At 29.7% G+C, this 22857-nt stretch carries 9 protein-coding genes; 4 read left to right on the top strand and 5 right to left on the bottom strand.

Translation table 11 applies throughout. The annotated features are described in order from the left end of the window. The first annotated feature begins 14 nt into the window (after positions 1-14). The 4 genes from J3U20_RS02070 (at position 15) to J3U20_RS02055 (ending at position 15960) form a co-directional block, all read left to right on the top strand. Positions 15-3857 carry a dockerin type I domain-containing protein gene (locus J3U20_RS02070; protein ID WP_160542196.1) on the top strand — a complete coding sequence of 1281 codons (3843 nt, stop codon included), beginning with the start codon at positions 15-17 and terminating at the stop codon, positions 3855-3857. Between the two features lie 14 nt (positions 3858-3871). Further along, positions 3872-12511, top strand: a complete 8640-nt coding sequence (locus J3U20_RS02065; protein WP_160542195.1) for a CARDB domain-containing protein — start codon at positions 3872-3874, stop codon at positions 12509-12511. A gap of 242 nt (positions 12512-12753) precedes the next feature. Beyond that, positions 12754-14148, top strand: coding sequence for a DHA2 family efflux MFS transporter permease subunit (locus J3U20_RS02060; RefSeq protein WP_160542194.1), 1395 nt, complete (start codon positions 12754-12756; stop codon positions 14146-14148). A 300-nt stretch (positions 14149-14448) separates the two neighbouring features. Then, complete coding sequence (locus J3U20_RS02055) at positions 14449-15960, top strand: YARHG domain-containing protein (protein WP_160542193.1); 1512 nt, start codon at positions 14449-14451, stop codon at positions 15958-15960. 88 nt (positions 15961-16048) lie between these two features. Here J3U20_RS02055 and J3U20_RS02050 read toward each other — a convergent pair whose 3' ends face one another. The 5 genes from J3U20_RS02050 to J3U20_RS02030 all read right to left on the bottom strand — a co-directional run bounded on the left by J3U20_RS02050 (position 16049) and on the right by J3U20_RS02030 (position 22847). Next, entirely contained in the window at positions 16049-16843 is a 795-nt protein-coding gene (locus J3U20_RS02050; RefSeq protein ID WP_160542192.1) for a thymidylate synthase, read from the bottom strand. A 16-nt stretch (positions 16844-16859) separates the two neighbouring features. Next, positions 16860-18329 (bottom strand): RNA polymerase factor sigma-54, encoded by a 1470-nt coding sequence (rpoN, locus tag J3U20_RS02045; RefSeq protein ID WP_160542191.1) that lies wholly within the window; start codon positions 18327-18329, stop codon positions 16860-16862. Positions 18330-18769: 440 nt separating this feature from the next. Then, positions 18770-20218, bottom strand: coding sequence for an asparagine--tRNA ligase (gene asnS, locus J3U20_RS02040; RefSeq protein ID WP_160542190.1), 1449 nt, complete (start codon positions 20216-20218; stop codon positions 18770-18772). Between the two features lie 113 nt (positions 20219-20331). Next, entirely contained in the window at positions 20332-21546 is a 1215-nt protein-coding gene (locus tag J3U20_RS02035) for a serine hydrolase domain-containing protein (RefSeq protein ID WP_160542189.1), read from the bottom strand. 125 nt (positions 21547-21671) lie between these two features. After that, positions 21672-22847 carry a class I SAM-dependent methyltransferase gene (locus J3U20_RS02030; protein ID WP_160542188.1) on the bottom strand — a complete coding sequence of 392 codons (1176 nt, stop codon included), beginning with the start codon at positions 22845-22847 and terminating at the stop codon, positions 21672-21674. Positions 22848-22857: the final 10 nt, after the last annotated feature.

Here is a 22857-nt window from a genome sequence, read left to right as displayed (position 1 = left end):
AAAGTATAAAAAATTTGGAGTACTTAAATTATTTAAGTTTATCCTCATATTATATAGAAAAAGATTTTCAGGGAACGGATTGGAGTGTTTTATCGGGATTAAAGAATTTAGAAAGCTTATACTTATATGGAAGCAAAATAGGGGGACCAATCCCTGAAAGTTGGGGAGAATTACAGAAATTAAAATATCTTAATATAGGTTATTCAAGTGTATATCAAATGAATTCTACTATAGGAAATATGGAAAATTTAATAAGATTAGAATTAGATGGGAATCAAATACAAGAATTACCCCCATCAATTTCTAAATGTAAGTTGGAATATTTAGATCTTTCATATAATAATTTCAAAAAAGTACCCAAAGAACTGGAAGAGATCAAAAGCTTAAAGACAGTAAAATTTTATAGTAATCAAATTTCATCCATAGAGGGATTTTTACCTTATAGCATAACGGATTACAATTTAAGAAAGCAAACCATTACTTTACCTTTATTCACATATAAAGGGGAAGATGTAGAAATAAATTTACCCCAACTATTTTTATATAATAGATTAAAAAACGACTTCAGTCAAAAACCATTACTTCGTATTTATTTAAGAGGTAGTCAAATAGTAGAATACCTGCCGGTGTCAGAAAAAGGAATAGTAACTATACCCAAAGAATTATTATCAACAATTAAAAAAGGAGATGATCTATATTTATATCAAGAAACGTATACACAAAATAATACCTACATGGGAGACAATTATCTACGATTTTCCCAAGTAAATATAGAATTACCGAAAGTACCTGAAAAAGAATACCAAGCCTTGGTAGATATTTACAACCAATTGAACGGCTCGAATTGGAGTGGCTCATATCAATGGAAAAAATGGGATATATCGGAGAATAATTTACATGAGATACCATGGAGTGGAGTAACAGTAGAGAATGGACATGTCACCGGACTTAGTTTATATTATTTTTATAATGTAAAAGGCAAACTGCCGGAAAGTATTATAAACCTTGAATACATAAAAATTTTAAATTTTAATTCCTATTACTTGGATGCTATAGATATAAGCAATTCAAATTTGGAAGTACTATCGAAATTAAAGAATTTAGAATATTTAAATTTATCAAGATGTAAAATACAAGGAGTTTTACCTGAAAGTTGGGGAGAAATGGGGAAATTAAAAACATTGATTATAAGTAAGAATAATATAAGTCAATTATTTTCCACCATAGGAAATATGATCAGTTTAACAACCTTAGAAGTTGATGGAAATCAAATACAAGATATACCAAAATCATTAATTCAAGATCATTGGGCAATTTCAAATTTAAATTTTAAAAATCAAGCTATTAAAATTTCAGAATTAGAAACGGGCACTAATGAATTGATTATCGAACTTCCGCAAATTTGTGTTTTCTCCATAAGTAATGGATCTTCAAACCTTAATGGAAAATATATTTTTAATATATATATTAATAATGTAAGAAAGGGATCAACTTATTCTAATAACGGAATGTTATATTTTAAGGATATAGCTTCGTGGGGAGTAAAATATGGAGATAAGGTAAGAATTGAACAAACGGAAGGATATGCACAAGGCACAAACATATATTATGATAAATTAACTTTCGGTAGACAGGTGGAAGCTACTGAATTTGAAATTTTAAAAAAGTTTCATTCTTCTACATTAGGATTTCTATGGAAAAATAAATGGGATGTGTCGAAAAATAACCTACATATAGAAAATTGGTATGGTGTAGGAATTAAAGATGGACATATAATATCCATTTCTTTACCAAATAATTTGTTGATGGGAACTATTCCTGAGGAAATTTCAGGATTGAAATATCTTGAAGTTCTAAATTTAAACTCAAATGAAATCGAAGGGGAATTACCCATATCATTAGGTAATTTAAAAAAATTAAAGATTTTAAATGTTTTAAGTAATAAAATATCCGGAAACATTCCTGCCTCATTGTCGGAATCAAAAGAACTAAAAAAATTGATTTTATCTAATAATAATTTTTCCGGGAATATTCCTTCAATAGTGTTAAATGAATTAAAAGAAATAAATGAGCTTGATTTATCGAATAATTCTTTTACCGATATTGATCATCCATTAACTTTTAACAATGCAGATATACGAAATCAAGAGAGCAGCAAAGATGAATATTTAGAATTAAAAGATGATAAAATTATCGTTAAGCTAAATAAAATTAATTTATACGATACTAAAAATTCTGATTTCAAAGCTAAAAATACATTTTACTTACAGGCTAATAATTTAAATATTTCCAAAAGTACAGCTAAAGACAGTTTGATCATTTTCTCAGATATAAATATATCAGAAATACCCGATAATGCTTCCATAGCAATTTGGCAATCAGACGGTTCTGCGTCAGGTTCACATAACAGATATAAAGGCATTGTACGACAATCTACCACTCCGGTCTTTGACGAAGAATATCGAGCTTTGGTGAAGCTATACCAAAAAACAAACGGTGATCAATGGAAAGAAAAATGGGATATTTCATCAAATAATCTACATATACAATCTTGGAAAGGGATAATTCATAATGAAGGACATATCATTGAAATAAATCTTTCCGACAATAATTTAAACGGAATAATTCCGAAAGAAATAGCAGATTTACCTAAACTTAAATCGATAAATCTTTCTTCTAACCGTATAAATGGTATTGAAAAAATAATTCCATCAAATGTTACAGTCATTTTGGATCGTCAAACTATTGATTTAGGAAAATTACCATTATCTGATCAAACTGTGATAAAAGATACAAGCATAAATCGATACGATCATAAATCACAAAAATTTATTAATCAAAGTTATTCGATCACTATTGGTGATTTCAGTAAGAATATAACTATACCAGAGAAAGGTATAAAATTAGTAGACTTAATTCAACGATGGAATATTCCAACCAATCAAGAGTTAATCTTAAAACAGATATCAGGCACAACAAAATATAGTAATATAAGCTATATTTTGACATATAAAGACGGAGATTCAAATATGGATGGTGTAGTTAATGTTCTTGACATACAAACAATTTTAAATTATTTGCAATCTATTTATCCTAAATATTTTAATTATTCCGCTTCTGATATAAATAAGGATTCTGATATAAATTTACTGGATGTATTACTATTAGTAAATCAGATTCAGAGTAATACTTTAGAAAAAAATCCTCAAGTTAAAAATGAAGTTACTTCTCGAAACTTGACTAATAATTTAAGTATTGAAAACAATATTTTATATTTAGAAAATTTTGATCAAACGGTTTCAGCTTTTGATATTCGATTAAAAGGTGGATTAAATGAAAATATAATATCCTTACTAAATCCAAAAGATTTTACTTTACATGTTTCTAAGAATCATGAACTAATTAGTATACTATGCTTTAGCACTAAAGATGGACTTAAAGTTGGAAAACATCCCATAGCTCAAATTCCTTCAGGAAGTAATATAGTATCTGGACTATTGTCCAATGAAAAGGCCGAAGAAATTGTGTTCCAAATTAATGGTAAATTATTAAATATTGAGGATACTAATGAAGCTAATGATTTATCGAATAAAGTAACTAATACACCTAATCCTTTTTCAGAGAAAACTTTTATAAAGTATTATCTTCCGGATAATGCATTAGATGTTCAATTAACTTTATATGATCTTCAAGGAAGGGTAGTAAAGGTTGTAAAAAATTTGCCGGTAAACCAAGGAAATTGTGAGTATACTTTATTCAAAGGCAACCTCACGCCAGGTGTATATATCTATTTTTTAGAACAAAAATTTAGAAATTATAAGAAAACATATAAAAGAAAAATCTTAGTAACCGATTAATAAAAATAATGATTATGAAAATAAAAACGCTATTTAAAATCATTTTTACATTATGGATAACTATGTTATCTGCTCAGAATAGTTTACAAATTCCGAGTGTATCAGCAAGTATAGGTGAAAAAACGAAAATAAATATAGATTTAACTAATAGTGATCCTATTATTGGTGTAGAATTTACATTAGTTGTTCCGAAAGGTTTAATTGTATATGATAAAGAAAGTATTTTGAAGCAAGATCGTAAAGGAGAAGATCATGTACTATTTACTAATTTGGATAAAGATGGGAATTATCATTTCATGGTATTTTCCTATACTAATAAAGTCTTTAAAGGAAATAGAGGTACTCTTATTGAAATTCCTATTGAAATACCAATTACTTATAAAGACGGGCAATCTTTTGATATTTTATTAAAAAATGTTATAGTAAGTTCAACTAAAATTCAGGATGTAGGTTCTAACCATCAAGGAGGAAAATTGCTAATTAAAAAAGATTTTTCTCCCGATTTAGAAGTTTCTGAAGTTACAACTTTAGGGTCAGAAGCTGTACCCGATAAAACACTAACAGCTTCGTGGAAAGTTAAAAATTTAGGAAAAAAAATTGCCGTAGGAGGTTGGACAGAACAAGTGTATCTTGTTTCAGAGATAACCGATCAAAAATATTTATTAGGTTCAATTTTTTATAAAAATGATTTAAATCAAAATGATAATATTATAAGGCAAGGAGAATTTAAATTACCTAAAATTATCGGTTTTGATGGAAATTGTAAATTAGAAGTAAATATTATAGCTGAATCATCTGTAAAAGAACCTGATTCAGATAAAGAAAACAATAAAGCACTTTCTGCTAATTCAATATTTTTAAATAAAGTATTATTTATTGAAACTGATAAAAATAAAATTCTTGAAAATTCTGAAGATAAAATTAAAATATTGTTAAACCGAAGCGGAGATATATCAAAAGATCAAACTTTTACTATTCAAAGCTCTATAGAAAATCAGTTTGCACTTCCGGAATCCGTTACCATTAAAAATGGAGCATCTACAGCAGTTATCTATGCGAAACCCATAGATAATACGAATATTGACGGCGATAGAACAGTAAGGATTACATTTTCAGGGAATGATTATAAAGAGACTTTTTTTGATATAACAATTATAGATGATGAAATACCATCATTTAATATAACTGCTTCTTCTAATAATTTAAATCCGGGAGATAAAAGTAAAATTACCTTGCATTTTATGCAAGTTCCTTCTACTGATATTAAAGTTAATTTAGAAACAGATTACAATAAACGATTAAAAATCCCCGATGAACTGTTGGTAAAAGCAGGAATGAAAGAAGTTTCATTTGATGTTGAAGCAATTGAAACCAAAGTTCCAGAAGCCGAACTTTCAGCGAAAATCACAGCCCGTGCAGTTGGTTATAAACAAGAGAGTATTGATATAAAATTAAATAAAGCTAACATTCCAACTTTTGAATTTATCATATCTCCTACAACAATATCTGAAGGAGATGGGACTTACGCAACTACAGCAATTATTAGAAGGTTAGATAATACGGAAAGTAATGCTACCCTTTTAATAAATACAGATATAGCGGATGCTTTACTTATTCCTTCAAAACTAGTTTTTACACCCGGACAAACTCAAAAGAAATTTTCAATAGGAGTAGTAGATAATTCTATAGTTGACAGTACCAGAGTAGTTACCGTTACTGCATCCCTATATATTCCAGGTTGTGGATGTAGTGGTGCATCTAGTGGAATATCGGGGACAGAATATAAAAGTAAAGTAACAATTTTAGATAATGATGGCTTATCCTTAACAGTTAAAGCCAATCCATCTACAGTAAAAGCAGGAATTAAAAAAGCAGCAAAAATTATTATATCTCGAAATACGGTAAGAAATGAAGATCTTACTAAATCACTTTTAGTAAAACTTTCATCTGATTCGCCAACAATTTTGGAAATTCCACAAACGGTTGAGATACCTTCAGGAAAACAATCTGTTGAAGTAACAATTAATACATTAATTGACCCAACGATTAAAGGAGATCAAACGATTAGGATACAGGCAGAAGCGCAGGATTATAATTCCGGGTTCGGTTGGATATTAGTTACCGATCAAAATAAGCCTGATGCAATTATAAATTCAATTATTGCCCCGGAAACAGTAGAGGGAGGGCAAGTTACAGAGATATCAATCGAAATTAAAAATCAAGGATTTTCTGTGCTTCCTAAAGGAATGAAAATAGAATACTATTTATCAACAAATACATCGATAAAAGATTTAAAACCTTTTGATGAGGCGGTAATTGAAAATGAAATCAATCCCGGTAAAAGTATAGATTTTAAACATATAATTCAATTACCGGATCGGGCAGGTTCTTTTAACTTAGTGGCAGTTCTAAACTCAGATAAGAATATAGAAGAATTAACATATACTAATAATGAATCCTATAAAGAAATAGAGTTAAAACCTTCTTATACAGCGGATATACAGGTTGATAGAAAAGTTTATAAACCGGGGGAAATCATAACCATGAAAGGTTCGGCAAAATATATTAATGGAAGTTTAGCCGCTAATAAGCCTATTGAAATAAGCATAAATAACGGAGGTTTTGTAAGATCGTTTGCTATAAAAACCAATGCCACAGGAAATTTTGCCTATGATTTTGCTCCTCTCAAAGGAGAAAACGGATTTTATGAAATAGCCGCAGGCTATCCGGGAATGAAAGTTAAGGCACAAGATGATTTCAATTTGTTAGGAGTAGAGTGGGTTAATAAACCGTCGGACTATTTGAAATGGGAGGTCACCGAAGGACAAAGATTGGAAGGAGAGTTTAAATTGAAAAATAATACTCGAACAACACTCACTAATATACAAGTGAAATTACCAACTGCTGCTGATTTTAAACTGGAAACTAAATCACTAAATCTAAATGCCGGTGAGGAAGGCGTTTTAAAATACACCCTTATTCCTAATGCAGCATCGTCAGTAAGAAAATATTATGAAATAAGAGCAGAATTTATTTCAGATGAAGGGGCTAAAACTCCTTTTACCTCTTGGTATTATTGTCATACGGAAAAAGCTAAGCTCATAGTAGATCCTGTAACTATAAACACGAGTATGGTCAAAGGAAAATCGAGATTATATGAAGTAAAAGTTGTAAATATAGGTTCAACCGAAGCTAAAAATATAAAAATAGATGTTCCTAAATTGGAATGGTTAAAATTGAAATCTCCTGAGAAAATTGATAAATTAGGAGCCTCAGATACATTAAACATAGTATTAGAATTAAAACCAACGGATAAGCAACAAATAAATGTACCTTTAAAAGGAAGTATAGCTCTTAATTTATCTAATGGTAATGGGATTAGTATTCCTTTTACTATTGAAACTGTATCAGAAAATAAAGGAACTTTACAAATTGATGTTGTTGATGAGTATACCTACAATACAGAAAAAGCGCCTCATGTGCAAGGAGCTAAAGTGATTGTTCGTCATCCATATACAGGTGTCATAGTTGCACAAGGAATTACCGATAGTACCGGAATATTTTCTGCTGAAAATATTCCGGAAGGTTGGTATTCGGTCTTAGTATCCGCTAATAAGCATGATTCTTATCAAAATAATATTCAGATTGAATCTGGAAGAACTAAAAAGATATCAGCTTTTATAACTTATAAAGCAATATCATATTCATGGAATGTAAGTCCTATAGAATTAGGTGATAAATATCAAATAGATGTTGATGTTCAATTTGAAACTAATGTTCCGAAACCAGTAGTAATAATGAATTTACAAGATAAAATAGTTAATTTAGAAGAAGGACAATGTTTTGCAACTAATATTATTTTAACAAATCATGGATTAATACAGGCTGAAAATATTAAAATTAATGTTCCTGTAAAAAAAGGATATACATTTCAGATTCTTACAAGTTCAATAGATATTCTTAAAGCAAAATCAACAGTAACCATTCCTTTAATTGTTTGTAAAAAGAAACAAAATAATTCCGGTGGTAATGGCGGTAATGGTGGCAATGGTGGCAATGGCGGCAATGGCGGCAATGGCGGTAATGGCGGCAATGGTGGTAATGGCGGTAATGGTGGTAATGGTGGTAATGGCGGTAATGGCGGTAATGGCGGTAATGGTGGTAATAATGGCAATGGTGGAAACGGAAGTACGGAAAATGATGATTGTGTTATAACACTAATCGGAGGAGAATATGAATATAATTGTGATAAATATACAGGAATTAAAGAAGCTATAAATTCAATAAATGTTTTTGAGAAAACTTACCCATGTCCGGATCCTAAAAAAGAAGAATCATTAAATATAGGTGGTCCGAGTGGTAATGATTCTAGTCATTATCCTGGTGGAGGAAATGGAGGAAATTTATTAGAAGGTTTATATCATTATAATCCTTGTACGAATTGTATAAAGGAAATGAAAGAATTCGTAATCACTAGTTCGAAAATATATATTGATATTGTTAAACATATACTACATGTTCCTGATTTAGATGATGAGGATGAATCAATTAATCCACCTGTTTCACCAAATCCACCTGTTTCGCCAAATCCACCTATACCAAATCCAAATCCACTAAAGAATAAAATTAACTCAGAGAGCTTAACATCAATTTTTAAATGTTTAGTTAATTTTGATAAAAAGGAATTATCAATAAAGTTAAATGTTTGTAATTTAGATGCTTATGAGTGTTTGGTGAAAGAGATCAAACAAACTAAAGGTATAGTTAAATATCTAGAAGTTATAAAAAAAATCCACAAGATTTATGAGAAATTTAGTATTTATAAAGATTGTATGGATTCTAGAATAGTCAAAGATATTACTGAAACTAGCGAAACTTTGAGAGAAATAACTCAAACTGATACTACAGTAATTCAAAAAATATATAAACAATTTGAATTAAAGTTAAAAAATGGTTATGATTTAGCTCAGAATAAAATAACTGAAAAATGTAAAGAACTTAATTTAATTAGAAAATATGCTAATAAATCCGAAGGAGACCCAGGTAATATTGAGTTTGCTGATTTATGGATTAGAAGTATTGAGGCATATTATGAAAATAAATATGTTGATGAAGAACTTATTGATTTTAAAAAGTTGGAAAATACATTGATATCAATAAAAAAACTTTATGAATATGCATATGAAAAAGGTTATGGTGAAAGAGTAGATTTAGACAATCCTAATAATCCCGTAACTCAAATAATTGAAAGTACCTTAAATGAAATATTGAAAGAAAGGGACAAATTAGAAGAACAAAAAAATTCAGTATGCGCAACAATCAGTGTTCGTTTTTCGCAAAAAATGACCATGACCCGAGAAGCATTTGAAGGAACTTTAGAAATAAATAACAGTTCTTCTAAAGAAATAAAAGATATTAATTTAAATTTGGTAATCACTGATGAAAATAACAAAGATGTAACTCATTTATTCCAAATTAATAAGGACGAATTTTTAAACGGATCTGGAATAGTAGGAGCTAATTCAAATGGTATAGGAACAGTTATCTATATTCCGACCAAAGAAGCAGCGCCTACCGTATCAAAATCATATTCGTTTGGTGGAACCTTATCTTATTTGGATCCGGAGACCGGAGAAAAAGTATCAGCAAAATTATTTCCGGTAACCTTAGAAGTAAATCCAAGTCCCGATTTAGTATTGCATTATTTTATGCAACGAGATATTATCGGTGACGATCCATTAACGGAAAAAGTAGAGCCAATGGTGCCGGCAGAAATGTCTTTATTAATTAAAAATGAAGGCTATGGAACCGCAAAAAATGTTCAAGTACAATCCATGCAACCGGAAATAATCGAAAATAGAAAAGGCTTATTGATAGATTTTGAAATGATCGGCAGTAGAATGAACAATCAACCGAAGCAATTAGGATTGTTAAATATCGATTTCGGTTCAATTGCGCCGCAAAAAGCTATGGTTGGTCAATGGTGGTTTACCAGCACTTTATTAGGACATTTTGTAAAATACGATATTAAGGTAAAACATTTAAATAGTTATGGAAATAAAGATTTAAGTTTGATCAAGGAATACCATATACATGAATTAATTAAAAGTGTAAAAGCATACGGCAAATGTCAAGATGATATTTCTGATTTCTTGGTAAATGATATTCCAGATTTAAATGATACGCCGGATATGATTTATTATTCTAACGGTGAAAGTGAGGAAGTTTCTCAAGTTTCTGCCGCTAAAGTAACTAACGAAATATCACCATCGCAAGTTACTACACAGTTAAGCATTACACCTTCTTTCATTGGTTGGAATTATGGAAATATTACCGATCCGGGTAAAGATTTGTATAAGTTAATTAAAGTTATTCGTAATTCAGATAATTTAGAATTACCTATTGAAAATTTCTGGCAAACTTTTGTAACCTTAAGAGACGGAAAAGATCCTAAATATGAAAATAAACTTCATTTCGTAGATAAAGTAGAGAGAACCACTACCTATACACTATATTATACGCCCATAGACATGAATGTTCCGAAAGTAGTGTCATTTGCGAATATTCCTGAGCAAACCACTACACAACCCGTTGAGTATGTGGAAGTACATTTTAACAAACCCATACAGAAACAAACATTTAGTTATAAGAATCTACGTCTAATACATCAAGGAGCAGAAATTAAATTATCACAAGATAATGTTAAAATAGGTATAACTAATGATTCTGTATTTGTTGTGGATTTAAAAGCATTAACTCGTACTTCAGGATATTATGAATTAACGGTTCAATGTGCGGGAATTAAAGATCTTAAAGGAAATGAAGGAACAGAAGGAAAATCAGTTTCTTGGACTCAGGTCATCGGAGAATTGGGAATTATGCAGTTTACCTCAGATCAACTTAATTCACAACCCTTAAACAGTATAGAAATCATTTTCAATAAAAAAATAGCTTCGAAGCAATTTAATAAAGAAAAAATTTCTTTAAATGGAAAACCTTTGGAAAACATTACAATAACTAATCTAGCCGGAGGCATAAAATATACAATAAGTGGTTTGAATGAATATAATGTCGAAAACGGTAATTATGAATTAGAGGTAAATTTACCGGAAATGGTAGCAGAAGATGGATCAAAAGGTTTGATAGTACAAAAATTCTCATGGAAAGTAGATAAAAATCTTCCGGAAGTTGATCAATTTGAGCTTCAATATCAAGGTGCTGTACATGCGCAAAATGTAACGGATGTTCTTATAACCATTAACAAACCGATCACTTCTGAATTTTTGCCTGAATGGGTTCAGTTAATTAAAGGATCTGAAAATCAAAAAGCTTTAATTACGGTAACTAAACAAGATGAAATACATTATTTAATTTCAGGATTAGGTAACTATACTCAGTCAGAAGGATCTTATAAGCTACTAGTAAATCAAGAAGGATTTATAGATGAATTTGGAAATTATGGTACCGGTTCTGTAAATAAAAATTGGACGGTTCGTTTCGAAAAACCTCTGTCAGTAATTAATATGCACTTAACACCCGATAGAGGTATATCATTAACAGATAATATCACTTCCGGAGATGATGTTATGTTGCAGATGGAAACCGTTGAAGATCATAGAAAAGTTATTATATATATGGGTACTATATCCGATGAAACAATAATTCAAGAAATAGTTCAAGATAATAAAGGATTGATAGAGATACCCATAGGTAACATTAAAGGCAAAAATAAATTCATAGCGATAGTTTACGACTCATATGGAAATGCTAGTAGTCCTGTAGTATTAGATACTTACATTGACGGAAACGAACTTTCAGCTAATTTCTTGCAAATTACAAAAAGAACTGTTTCATGTTCAGAGATAGAACATATCAAATTAAATTTTACTGAAGATATAGTAAAATCGGATTTAAATGTTGATGCATTAGTGATCGAATCAGCAGGGATAAAAATATCAGGTAAAGATTTAATAATAAATTCAATATCTGACAGAGAGTTTGAAATTTCGAATTTGGAAAGTCTAAAAAATAACGGTGATATAAGTTTAGGCGTTAATTTGAATTATCTCCATAAAAAAATTAGCGGATTGCAAGGAAACGGTATAGCATCTATACAATTAGGTGAAATCCAATACTTTGAATCAGAAATTTCCGGTTCTGAAACCTCAACAGTCAATGCGGTTGAAAACTATGTAGCCGCTTCAGACATGAATTCATATAAATGGACAGTTACCGGAGGTGAGATTGTTAATGAAAATAAAAACGTACTATCAGTAAAATGGAAGGAAAAAGGAGATCAAACTATTACGTTGGAATATCAAACACCAACATTCTGCAACAAGTCAACATCAATAAAAGTAAAAGTAGATAATTCTTTATCCATTGATGAAATTGAAATAACTGATACTAAAACGTTAAAATTAGTACCGGTTCCTAATAAAGGGATTTTTACCTTGTTGATGAAAGGTAAAGAAGGAAATTTCAATTTGTCAATTTATGATTTAAGCGGACGAAAAATTTATAGTGAAGAAAAAATAAAAGTAACTGATAACTTTAAGAAACTAATTAATATAAGTCCAATTCAGAGTGGAGTATATTATCTGATTTTACATAATAGTAAAGAAGCATATAAACTTAAATTTACAGTAGAATAATTGATTTAATCTCACAAAAAAGCCCTTTTAAAAAAGGGCTTTTTTTATAGATTATAAATTATAAAAAATTAAACAGAGATAAAATTATGTGAAATATAAAAATGTAAACTTATTGTGATGTTTAACATATTTTTTATAAATGTATTTCCAGTACAAATTTTGTATAGTTAAAACTATAACTTTACCGAATACAATGTATATATAGAGAGGTTTGTAAAATTATTTTGTGATTTACATAAAAAATGACAGAAAGAAAAGTTTCAAAATATTTACCATGGATAGCTGCAATGGCTATATTTATGCAATTTCTGGATTCAACCATATTAAATACAGCCCTTCCTTCCATAGCAAAAGACTTACATAAATCTCCCCTCGAAATGCAATCGGTATTGATAGCTTATGTATTAACGTTAGCATTACTAATTCCTTTAAGCGGTTGGCTTTCAGATAAATTCGGATCTAAAAATATATTTATTATTGCTATTGCTGTTTTTACCATAGGATCTTTCTTATGTGTAGTTTCTGTATCTCTGAAAATGTTGGTTTGTATGAGAATTGTGCAAGCCATAGGAGGATCTATGATGGTTCCCGTTTCAAGATTAACGTTGATCTATTCCTATCCTAAACACCAACTTTTGAAAGTTATAAATTTTATTACTATTCCCGGATTAATAGGACCGGTTATTGGTCCAACTTTAGGAGGTTGGTTGGTTGAAATTGCTAGTTGGCATTGGATATTTTTAATTAATATCCCTATAGGTATCATAGGAATTTTGGTTGCCTGGAAAGCCTTTCCAAACTATAAAAAAAATACAGGCAAATTTGATTTTTTCGGATTTATTTTATTCAGTTTAGGTTTAGTATTGCTTTCGTTAAGTTTAGAATTTGCCGGAGAAGGAATGACCGATATAATTAATGTTTTGATTTTATTACTCATCGGTATTAGCTTATTAAGTGTATATGTGATGTATTCAAAAAAAATAGTTCGGCCTATTATCGATTTAAACTTATTTAAAATAAGGACGTTAAAAATTGGAATCATAGGAAATTTGATCACTCGATTAGGTATTGGAGGCGTTCCGTTGATGCTTCCACTTATGTTGCAAGTCGGGTTCGGTAAATCTCCTACTGTATCAGGAATGATGCTTATATTTTCTGCTATTTCAACCATTTTTGCTAAATCTTGGGTAATCCCGTTGGTAAAGAAATTTGGTTATAGAAATTTATTAATCTCGAATACGATAATTTTAGGTTTATCGATTTCATTATTTTCATTTCCGGATAAAAATACTTCATTGTTTTGGTTGATTCCTATTTTAGTTTTATATGGCTTTTTTAATTCAATTCAAATGACCTCAATGAATAGCATATCTCTGGCTGATTTAACTCCTGCTAATGCAAGTGGAGGTAATACGATACTTTCAGTTACACAACAGTTATCCGTGAGTTTTGGAATATCCTTAAGTTCCCTAATTTTAAGGGGATTCAATCAATCGGAAATATTTACCGAAGTAAGTTCAAGCTTTAAAGCAACTCTATTCATTTTGGGTATTATAACCATACTTTCATCCTTCACATTTAAATATCTAAATCCCGAAGATGGAGCAGAGATGTCAGGTATAAAAAAATTTAAGTAATTGAACAGTAAAAATTAAAAAAAAACTTATTCATTTTATTTTTGATAGCATTATTTAATATTGTAATAAATTAATTAAATTTTATATTATTATTAATATAGGTTAAATAAATATAATTCATGATAGGATTAATATTTAAATTTTTTTGATATTTATGGATGCAAATGTTTTATATACCCAACTTTTAGCTTAATTTGTTTTTTTAAAAAAACCATGATTATATAAAAATAGGCATAAATATATAAGGTAAATTTGAGGTTATACATATTTGTGTATTTTTGCATTAATAAACATTTTTATATGAAAAAAGTATTTTTAGATGTAATGGTATGTATACCTATTTTTTTTATGGCACAAAAAAAAACAATTTATTCGCAAAGTGGAATGAGAGTTGATCCTTCTTTAGTCGATGAGAAAGTGGGAGATAGTGTTACTAAAATAAATACCGTTTTTCATTTCAAGAATGATACAAAAAATTACTTCATTAAAATTTTAAATCTAGACGGTAAAACATATGCACAGGGAATAAGTGAGTTTATTAAACTAGATTTTAACAGCAGAAAAGGGGGCGATTTACACCGTAAAGTACAAAAATTAACCAACATCAAGATTGAAGACGGTAATTTTATTTCAGATCAGGTCAAAGCATCTTTTATATTTTTAAAAGAAAAGGATAAATCTCACAACGAAGGTAATTCGAAAATTAAATTAATGGTTTGTACCAAAGATAAAATCGGAAACAGGAATTGTCGTATTAATGATGATGAAGTTATCTTAACTCCTCAAGAATTTCCCGGAAAATATCCACAAACTGCTTTTACTCGTTTAGGTATTGAAGATTTAAAAGATAAAAAACCGAAAGAGTTGGAATTGATGAAAAATGAAATTTTTGCTAGATACGGATATCGTTTTTCAAATCCGGATGATGTAAAATATTTTTACAAACAAGATTGGTATGAACCGATTGTTGATAATAAAAATATTGAATTAAATGATTTGGAATCCGATAATGTAGCTATGATTGATTTATTCAAAAAATTGATTACTTATAAAGATATTAATAAGAAAGCGTACAGTCATATTATTCCCTTAGAAACTACCAGTAACACTTTATATGATCAAAAGGCTCTAAAAAGTATTCAATATATTGTTAAAGATAGTCTTTACGGTAAAAAATGTAAATTAACAGAATTCAATAAACAGGGTATTGCTTTGTTTCAGCACGATTGTGTGGATAAGAAAGATGTGTATGTAAATTATTTTTATAACGATTTTCTTATACAGCACATAGATGATTTAAATGATACCTTTTATTATTATAATGAAAATGGTTTACCTTATAAATCTGTGAAACTCGACTATGCTAATCAAACTACCGAAGAAGCCTATTTTGATTATGATGCAAATGAAAATATAACTAAAAAAAATATTTATCAAAATAATGATTTTAACAGCTCCGTTTTATATGAATACGATGAGGAAGGAAATCTAAAAAAAGAATATTATAAAGATGATGATGGATCGGAACACATGGTTACAGAATATATTTATGATGACGAAAATTTAATGACGGGATATATTAAGGATAAAGACCTTCATTGTGATTATACCTATAACAAATTTAATGATGTAATTGTGGAAACCAAATGTTATAAAATAGTTGATGATATAGAAAACATCAAACAACGAACGGATGTTAAGGTATTAGTGACTAACAGGGGCAAAGACAATCGATTGCTTTCGGTAATATTTAATGAAAAAGACAGCAGAAATTCATCATTAAATATGATTGAAGTTAAATATAACAACTAGCCGTTTACTGCTATTTAATTATAAGGTATAATTATACTATTAATTATATCTTATAATTGGCTTTATAAAAATAAAAAGTATCTGATTATTAAACAGCTACTTCTGCTTTAATATGAGGATGAGGATCATAGCCATCAATGGAAAAATCTTCGTATTGAAAGCTGAAAATATCCTTCCTATCGGGATTGAGTTTCAATGTTGGAAGCGGTCGAGGCTCACGCGTTAATTGAAGATTTACCTGATCAATATGGTTATTATAAATGTGAACGTCTCCGAAGGTATGTATAAATTCTCCCACCTTTAAATTACATACTTGAGCAACCATATGTAACAGCAAACAATATGAGGCAATATTAAAAGGCACGCCAAGAAAAACATCTGCACTTCTTTGATACAACTGTAAAGATAACTTTCCGTCAGCCACATAAAATTGAAAAAGTGCATGACAAGGTGCAAGGGCCATTTGAGGAATATCTGCTACATTCCAAGCGGAGACAATAATTCTACGAGAATCCGGATTATTTTTAATTTGATCGATGATTTCCGAGATCTGGTCGATATGTTTTCCATTCGGAGCCCCCCAGCTTCTCCATTGATGCCCGTAAACAGGACCTAAATCTCCATTTTCATCTGCCCACTCATTCCATATACGAACTTTATGATCGTTTAAATATTTAATATTGGTATCTCCTTTTAAAAACCAAAGTAATTCGTAAATGATGGATCGTAAATGGAGCTTTTTAGTCGTAACAAGAGGAAATCCTTTTTGTAAATCAAATCGCATTTGATATCCGAAAGTACTGATTGTACCCGTTCCGGTTCGATCTTGTTTACGAGTTCCTTTATCTAATATATGTTGTAAAAGTTCTAAATAGACCTGCATGGAAAATGAATTTAAATTATATTTTTTTTCTTAATCTTGCTACAGGAATATTGAGTTGATCTCTATATTTTGCAATGGTTCTTCTTGCTATATTATATCCTTTATCATTAAGTATTTTCATCAAGTTATCATCGGTTAGAGGTTTTTTAGTGTCCTCATTTTCAATGACTTCTTGTAAGATGGTTTTAATTTCGCGTGTGGAAACTTCATCGCCCTCAGAATTGGTAAGACTTTCAGAAAATAAATCTTTTATAAGCAAAGTTCCATACGGAGTATTCACATATTTACTGTTGGCAACCCTTGAGATAGTGGATATATCTAAACCGGTGATCTCGGCAATATCTTTCAAAATCATTGGTTTAATTTGCTCTTCATCTCCCGTCAAAAAATATTCTTTCTGATAATCCATAATTGATTTCATGGTAACATACAAGGTTTGTTGACGTTGTTTAACCGCATCGATGAACCATTTAGCAGAATCTAACTTTTGTTTAACAAACATTACCGCATCTTTTTGCTCTCTCGATTTATGTTCGGTATTTTTATATGTATCCAACATTTCAGAATATTCTCTGGAAATTTTTAATTCAGGAGCATTCCTACCATTGAGCGTTAATTCCAAATCTCCGTTTACAATTCTGATTGTAAAATCAGGAATAATTTGTTCCGTATTTTTTGAATTATTAGTAAAAGCCTTTCCCGGTTTAGGGTTCAAGCGTTCAATTTCATTCACTGCGCATTTAAGCTTTTCTTCAGAAATGGAAAATTTTTGCTGTATTTTGCTGTAATGCTTTTTTGTAAAAGCATCAAACATTTCATTAATAATCTTGTAAGCCAGTTCCGTGGATTCTGAAGGATTTTTTGCTCTGAGTTGCAATAACAGACATTCTCTGAGGTCTCTGGCTCCAATACCGGTAGGATCTAATCTTTGAATATAATTAGTTAACAGTTTTTCAATAGTCGGAACATCAGTATAAATTCCTTGGGTAAAAGCCAAATCATCCACGATGGATGATAAATCTCTTCGTAAATAGCCATCATCGTCTAGATTTCCGACGATAAAATCGGCTATTTCTTCTTCATTTTCCGTTAATCTAAATGTGTGTAATTGAGAGCATATATGTTCTTGAAATGATTCATATTGAGCATAGGGTAACTCTTTATCATCATCGTCATCGCTGTAATTATTGGATTGTACCCGATAGCTGGGTACTTCATCATCACTTAGATAATCATCGATATTTATATCCGGAGCTTCAATAATCTCATTGTCTGCGGAATCATCATATTCTTTTTCGGAATCAAAGGAATCAGCAGAATCATAATAATCTTCATTAGAATTATCTTCCAAGGCAGGATTTTCTTCGATTTCTTGTTTTACTACTTCCTCAAATGCAAGGGTGGGAAGCTGAACTAGTTTCATTAGCTGAATTTGCTGAGGAGATAGTTTTAAAAGTTGTTTTAGTCTTAAATCCTGTTTTAACATAAAATAGTTTCTTTATAAAAGTAGATTAAGTAAGGTTTATAAATTCAAATTTACATTATTAATATGTAAGATACAAATAAAGGCATAATTTTTGTAATGAATTTTTTTTTGCTAAAGCCTTAAATTTTTCAATTTATATTAAATTAAAACTTCACAATATTTTTTTTGGTGGTTTTATTTTTTTTAAAGCAATTTTTACTAGTTATTATATAGTAAACATATAATAAAAATATCGTTATCTAAGAGATGATTTAATTAAATTTTTTAGAAATTGCTTTTCATTTAATGGATTTTAGACTAGTAATGAATATATTTTATTCATCAACTCTTTAAGTAAATAGTAGAAGAGTTAATAAAATATAAATTTTAAGATGGTAATAAATAATAATAAAAAAGATGCTTACATATATAAGCATCTTTAAAATAATTATTAATCAATTTTAAAATTCAGCGTTTTTAGGGGTTCTAGGAAAAGGTATAACGTCTCTAATATTACTCATACCTGTAACAAATAAAACGAGGCGTTCTAATCCTAGTCCAAATCCTGAATGAGGCACTGTACCGAATTTACGTGTATCTAAATACCACCATAATTCCTTTTCGTCAACATTCATATCTTTCATTTTTTGTTTTAAAATATCAATTCTTTCTTCTCTTTGTGATCCTCCAATAATTTCACCAATACCCGGAAAGAGAACGTCCATAGCACGTACGGTTTTATGATCGTCATTTAAACGCATGTAGAAAGCTTTTATTTTTGCCGGATAATCATATAACACTACCGGACTTTTAAAATGTTTTTCAACTAAATATCTTTCATGTTCAGATTGTAAATCTGCTCCCCATTCATCAATAAGATATTTAAATTTTTTCTTTTGATTCGGTTTCGAATGTTTAAGAATATCAATAGCTTCCGTATAGCTAAGCCTGATAAATTTATTATTTAATACGAAATCTAATTTTTCAAGTAAAGTTTGATCCGATTTTTCTTCTTTCGGCTTTTGCTTTTGCTCTTCTTCAAATCGTTTGTTTAGAAAATCCAAATCTTCTTTACAATTATCAACAGCATATTGGATGCAATATTTTAGAAAATCTTCTGCAAGATCCATATCTTGATCCAAATCATAAAAAGCTACTTCCGGTTCAACCATCCAAAATTCTGCTAAATGTCGAGTAGTATTTGAATTTTCAGCCCGAAAAGTAGGACCGAATGTATAAACTTTTCCTAGACCCATAGCAGCAGTTTCTGCTTCCAATTGTCCTGAAACGGTCAGATTTGTCTTTTTTCCAAAGAAATCTTGAGAAAAATCTGTGTTTCCCTCGTCATTTTTAGGAAGATTATCTAAATTGAAATTGGTAACGGTAAACATTTCTCCCGCGCCTTCAGCATCTGATCCGGTAATTATAGGAGTATTGATATAGCAAAATCCATTTTTATTAAAATATTGGTGAATGGCAAAACTTAAAGCATTTCTAACCCTCATTACCGCAGCAAAGGTATTGGTGCGAAAACGAAGATGTGCTTGCTCTCTCAATTTTTCCAATGAATGTCTTTTAGGCTGTAAGATAGTTTCCTGAACATCTTCAGGATTAGCATATCCGTAAATTTTTATTGTATTGGCTACGACTTCAATTTCTTGTCCCGCTCCTTTGCTTTCAGTAATTTTTCCTTCAACATAAAGAGAAGATGCTGTTGTAATTTGTTTTAAAGTTTCAGTATCAAAATCGTTGTAATTGATTATAATTTGAATATTATTTTGCCCCGAACCATCATTAAGAGCAATAAATTGATTGGAACGAAAAGATCGCACCCATCCTCTAATTACTACTTCTTCCTGTAAAGCTTTTTTTCCTTTAGCTAACAATTCTTTAATACTGTAATCGTTCATTTAATATATTTTAATCGGTAAGCAAATATAAATAAATTTCAACGTATTTTATGGTATTACTCCATCCAAATATACTTAAGGTTGACTACTATACTGTTTATTAATAAGTAAATTTAATCGTACTTATATTTATTCATATTTGGTAAAGGGTAGTCGCCGAATAGAGGTGCTAATCGAATAGCCGAATAGATCATATTTGAATATTTATTTCCAATGGCTATAATAGTGACTTTCTCATCCACAAGATGAATAAATATGGCATTGCTTCCATGCCACCATCCGGTATGATAGATTAATTTTTTGCCGTTTTTAAATACCATTAATCGCATACCCAATCCGTAGTTTTTAATGTTCGGTATTTCATTACTGTACGGAGTGTACATTTGATCTAATAAATCTTTACGTAAAAAGTTTGAGGCAAACATGGCCTGACTTAATCGGAACAGATCTTCAGGAGTAGTATAAACGTTTTTATCTCCGTAAACTAAATCCAGGTGATTGAATTTATAGGGTCTGCCGTCAGGATAGTAGGATAGATTAGCTTTTTTTAAATCCTTTTCTTGAAGTATATACGAATGTTTCATTCCCAAAGGGGTAAATATCATTGTATTTATGACTTCCGGAAAAGACATGTTGGTTGTTTTCTCAACGATTAAGGCTAACAGAGCAAAATTAGAATTTGAGTATGAAAAATGAGTATTCGGTTTATATTGTAGTAATGGAGTATGAGTTGAAAATAAATCTAAAACATCTTCATTGGACATTTTCTTTCTTTTATCCCAAGTGTTAATCAAATCAACCAAATGAGTATATTCCGGAAGACCGCTTCGATGTGTCAATAAATCATGTATGGTTATATCCGAATAGGGAAAATCGGTAAGTATGGTATTTACTTTCTGATCTAAATTTATCTTGTGAGCTTCAACTAATTTCAATACAGCTAAAGAAGTTAAAATTTTGCTTACCGAAGCCACGTGCAGAGAGGTTTGGGCTGAAATTAATGTTTTATCTTCCCAATTGGAATATCCATTATATTTTTCTAACAGTATGGTGTTGCCTCTAGCGACTAAAATACCACCGCTTAAATTTTTTGATTTCCAGACATGAGTGAAATATTTATTCAACTGATATACAATGGTATCGTCTTCCGGAGAATAATTATCCTTTTTAGTAAATATAGAATCAAAATTTATATTGTAATATCCGGGAATTGAAGGTTTTTTATTCTGAACACTTTTATTTACTTCGTAATTTGATTTTTTGCAATTGGTAAAGGTTGTATTAAAAAGGCTTATTAATGATATAATATATATAATTTTTTTATACATTTTTTAATGAATGTTTGAATAATTAGTTCTTCTAAAATGATTTTGCAAGTTAAATTTAATAATCTTAATTATTTCTTAAATAAAATATAAAATGTTATAAAATTAAGTTATATTAAATTGGCAATCTAGATACTTTCTGCCAGCATGCAAATATTTCCTTGTAAAGAACGTGTAAAAATTAAATACTTAGTTCCGCCATCAACAAGCTTATATTTTTTCTTAATTTCTTCAGGTTTTAACGGATAATTTCTACTGATTATATTAAATTGTTTTTGACTAGTTTTTTTAGGATTAAAATTTTTGTCAATAAGTATGAAAGTACGGCCCGGAAAATTTTCAATTTTGCTTTCTGAAGTGTATATATGGGAATTAGAATGTAACTTATCTATAGAAAATTTAATACCTAATTGTTTAAAGGCTCCAGATTTTAATAGGGATGAATTGGGTATATATAGGTACGATTTCGGAATGGAATAGGAGGGAACAGGAGATATTTTTTCCTCTTGCCAAAAATAACAAAAATCAGGCTGTCCTGATTCCAGATTGATACAATGTACATAAGGATTGGATAGGTTTATTTTATCCTCAGGATTCAATTGCACTATTAATTCTTTGGTTTCATTTTTAATTGATACAATATAAATTTTTGAAATCGGTAATTGATCAATTGCTCTTTGAAGATCAAGAAGAGGAGAAAGCTTACTAAAAATGGATTTTGAAAATTTGAATAATGTATCTTTTAGGTTTAATATATTGGGGAATAGGTCTTTTAAATTGATTTTTTTATTTTTATTTTCATCACGTCTGGATGGATCTAAATAAATAAAATCGAAATGTGTAGAATTAGAAGAAATAAATTCCTCGGCGGTTTTGTTTATAAAGTTCACATTTTTTTTACCAAGTACTGTAAAATTATGTTTTACTATTTCCAGGAGATCAAGATTCGGCTCGACATAATAAAATTCATTGGTTTGCTCCGAGAGAAAAAAACTATCAATACCCGTACCGCCTGTTAAATCAATACCGGTTTTACCGTTTATAATTGATTGTTTAAATAATGCCGTACTTTGAGATGAAGCTTGTTCAAGGTTAATATGCGGAGGGTATATGATCTCATTATTCTCATAAAGAAATGGAAATTTTTTTTGAGAAATTTTCTTTCCTTGAATCTGTTGAATTAATTCAAGAGAAGAAATCCCCGTAAAAGGAGATTTTTTAAACCTTAATTCCGATATATTAAAATTTAGGTGGTTGGTTATATATTCTTGAACTTCTTTATGTAGTAAATGAGTATTTATCACAATTCTTGAA

This window comes from Apibacter sp. B3919 (assembly GCF_026537405.1).
Taxonomy (GTDB): Bacteria; Bacteroidota; Bacteroidia; order Flavobacteriales; family Weeksellaceae; genus Apibacter.
This window is presented reverse-complemented; position numbering and strand designations above follow the sequence as displayed.

Bases quoted from the DNA above. Each gene is read 5' to 3' on its own strand.
- J3U20_RS02065 (WP_160542195.1), top strand. From the start codon at position 3,872: ATGAAAATAAAAACGCTATTTAAAATCATTTTTACATTATGGATAACT.
- J3U20_RS02060 (WP_160542194.1), top strand. From the start codon at position 12,754: ATGACAGAAAGAAAAGTTTCAAAATATTTACCATGGATAGCTGCAATG.
- J3U20_RS02055 (WP_160542193.1), top strand. From the start codon at position 14,449: ATGAAAAAAGTATTTTTAGATGTAATGGTATGTATACCTATTTTTTTT.
- J3U20_RS02050 (WP_160542192.1), bottom strand. From the start codon at position 16,843: ATGCAGGTCTATTTAGAACTTTTACAACATATATTAGATAAAGGAACT.
- rpoN (WP_160542191.1), bottom strand. From the start codon at position 18,329: ATGTTAAAACAGGATTTAAGACTAAAACAACTTTTAAAACTATCTCCT.
- asnS (WP_160542190.1), bottom strand. From the start codon at position 20,218: ATGAACGATTACAGTATTAAAGAATTGTTAGCTAAAGGAAAAAAAGCT.
- J3U20_RS02035 (WP_160542189.1), bottom strand. From the start codon at position 21,546: ATGTATAAAAAAATTATATATATTATATCATTAATAAGCCTTTTTAAT.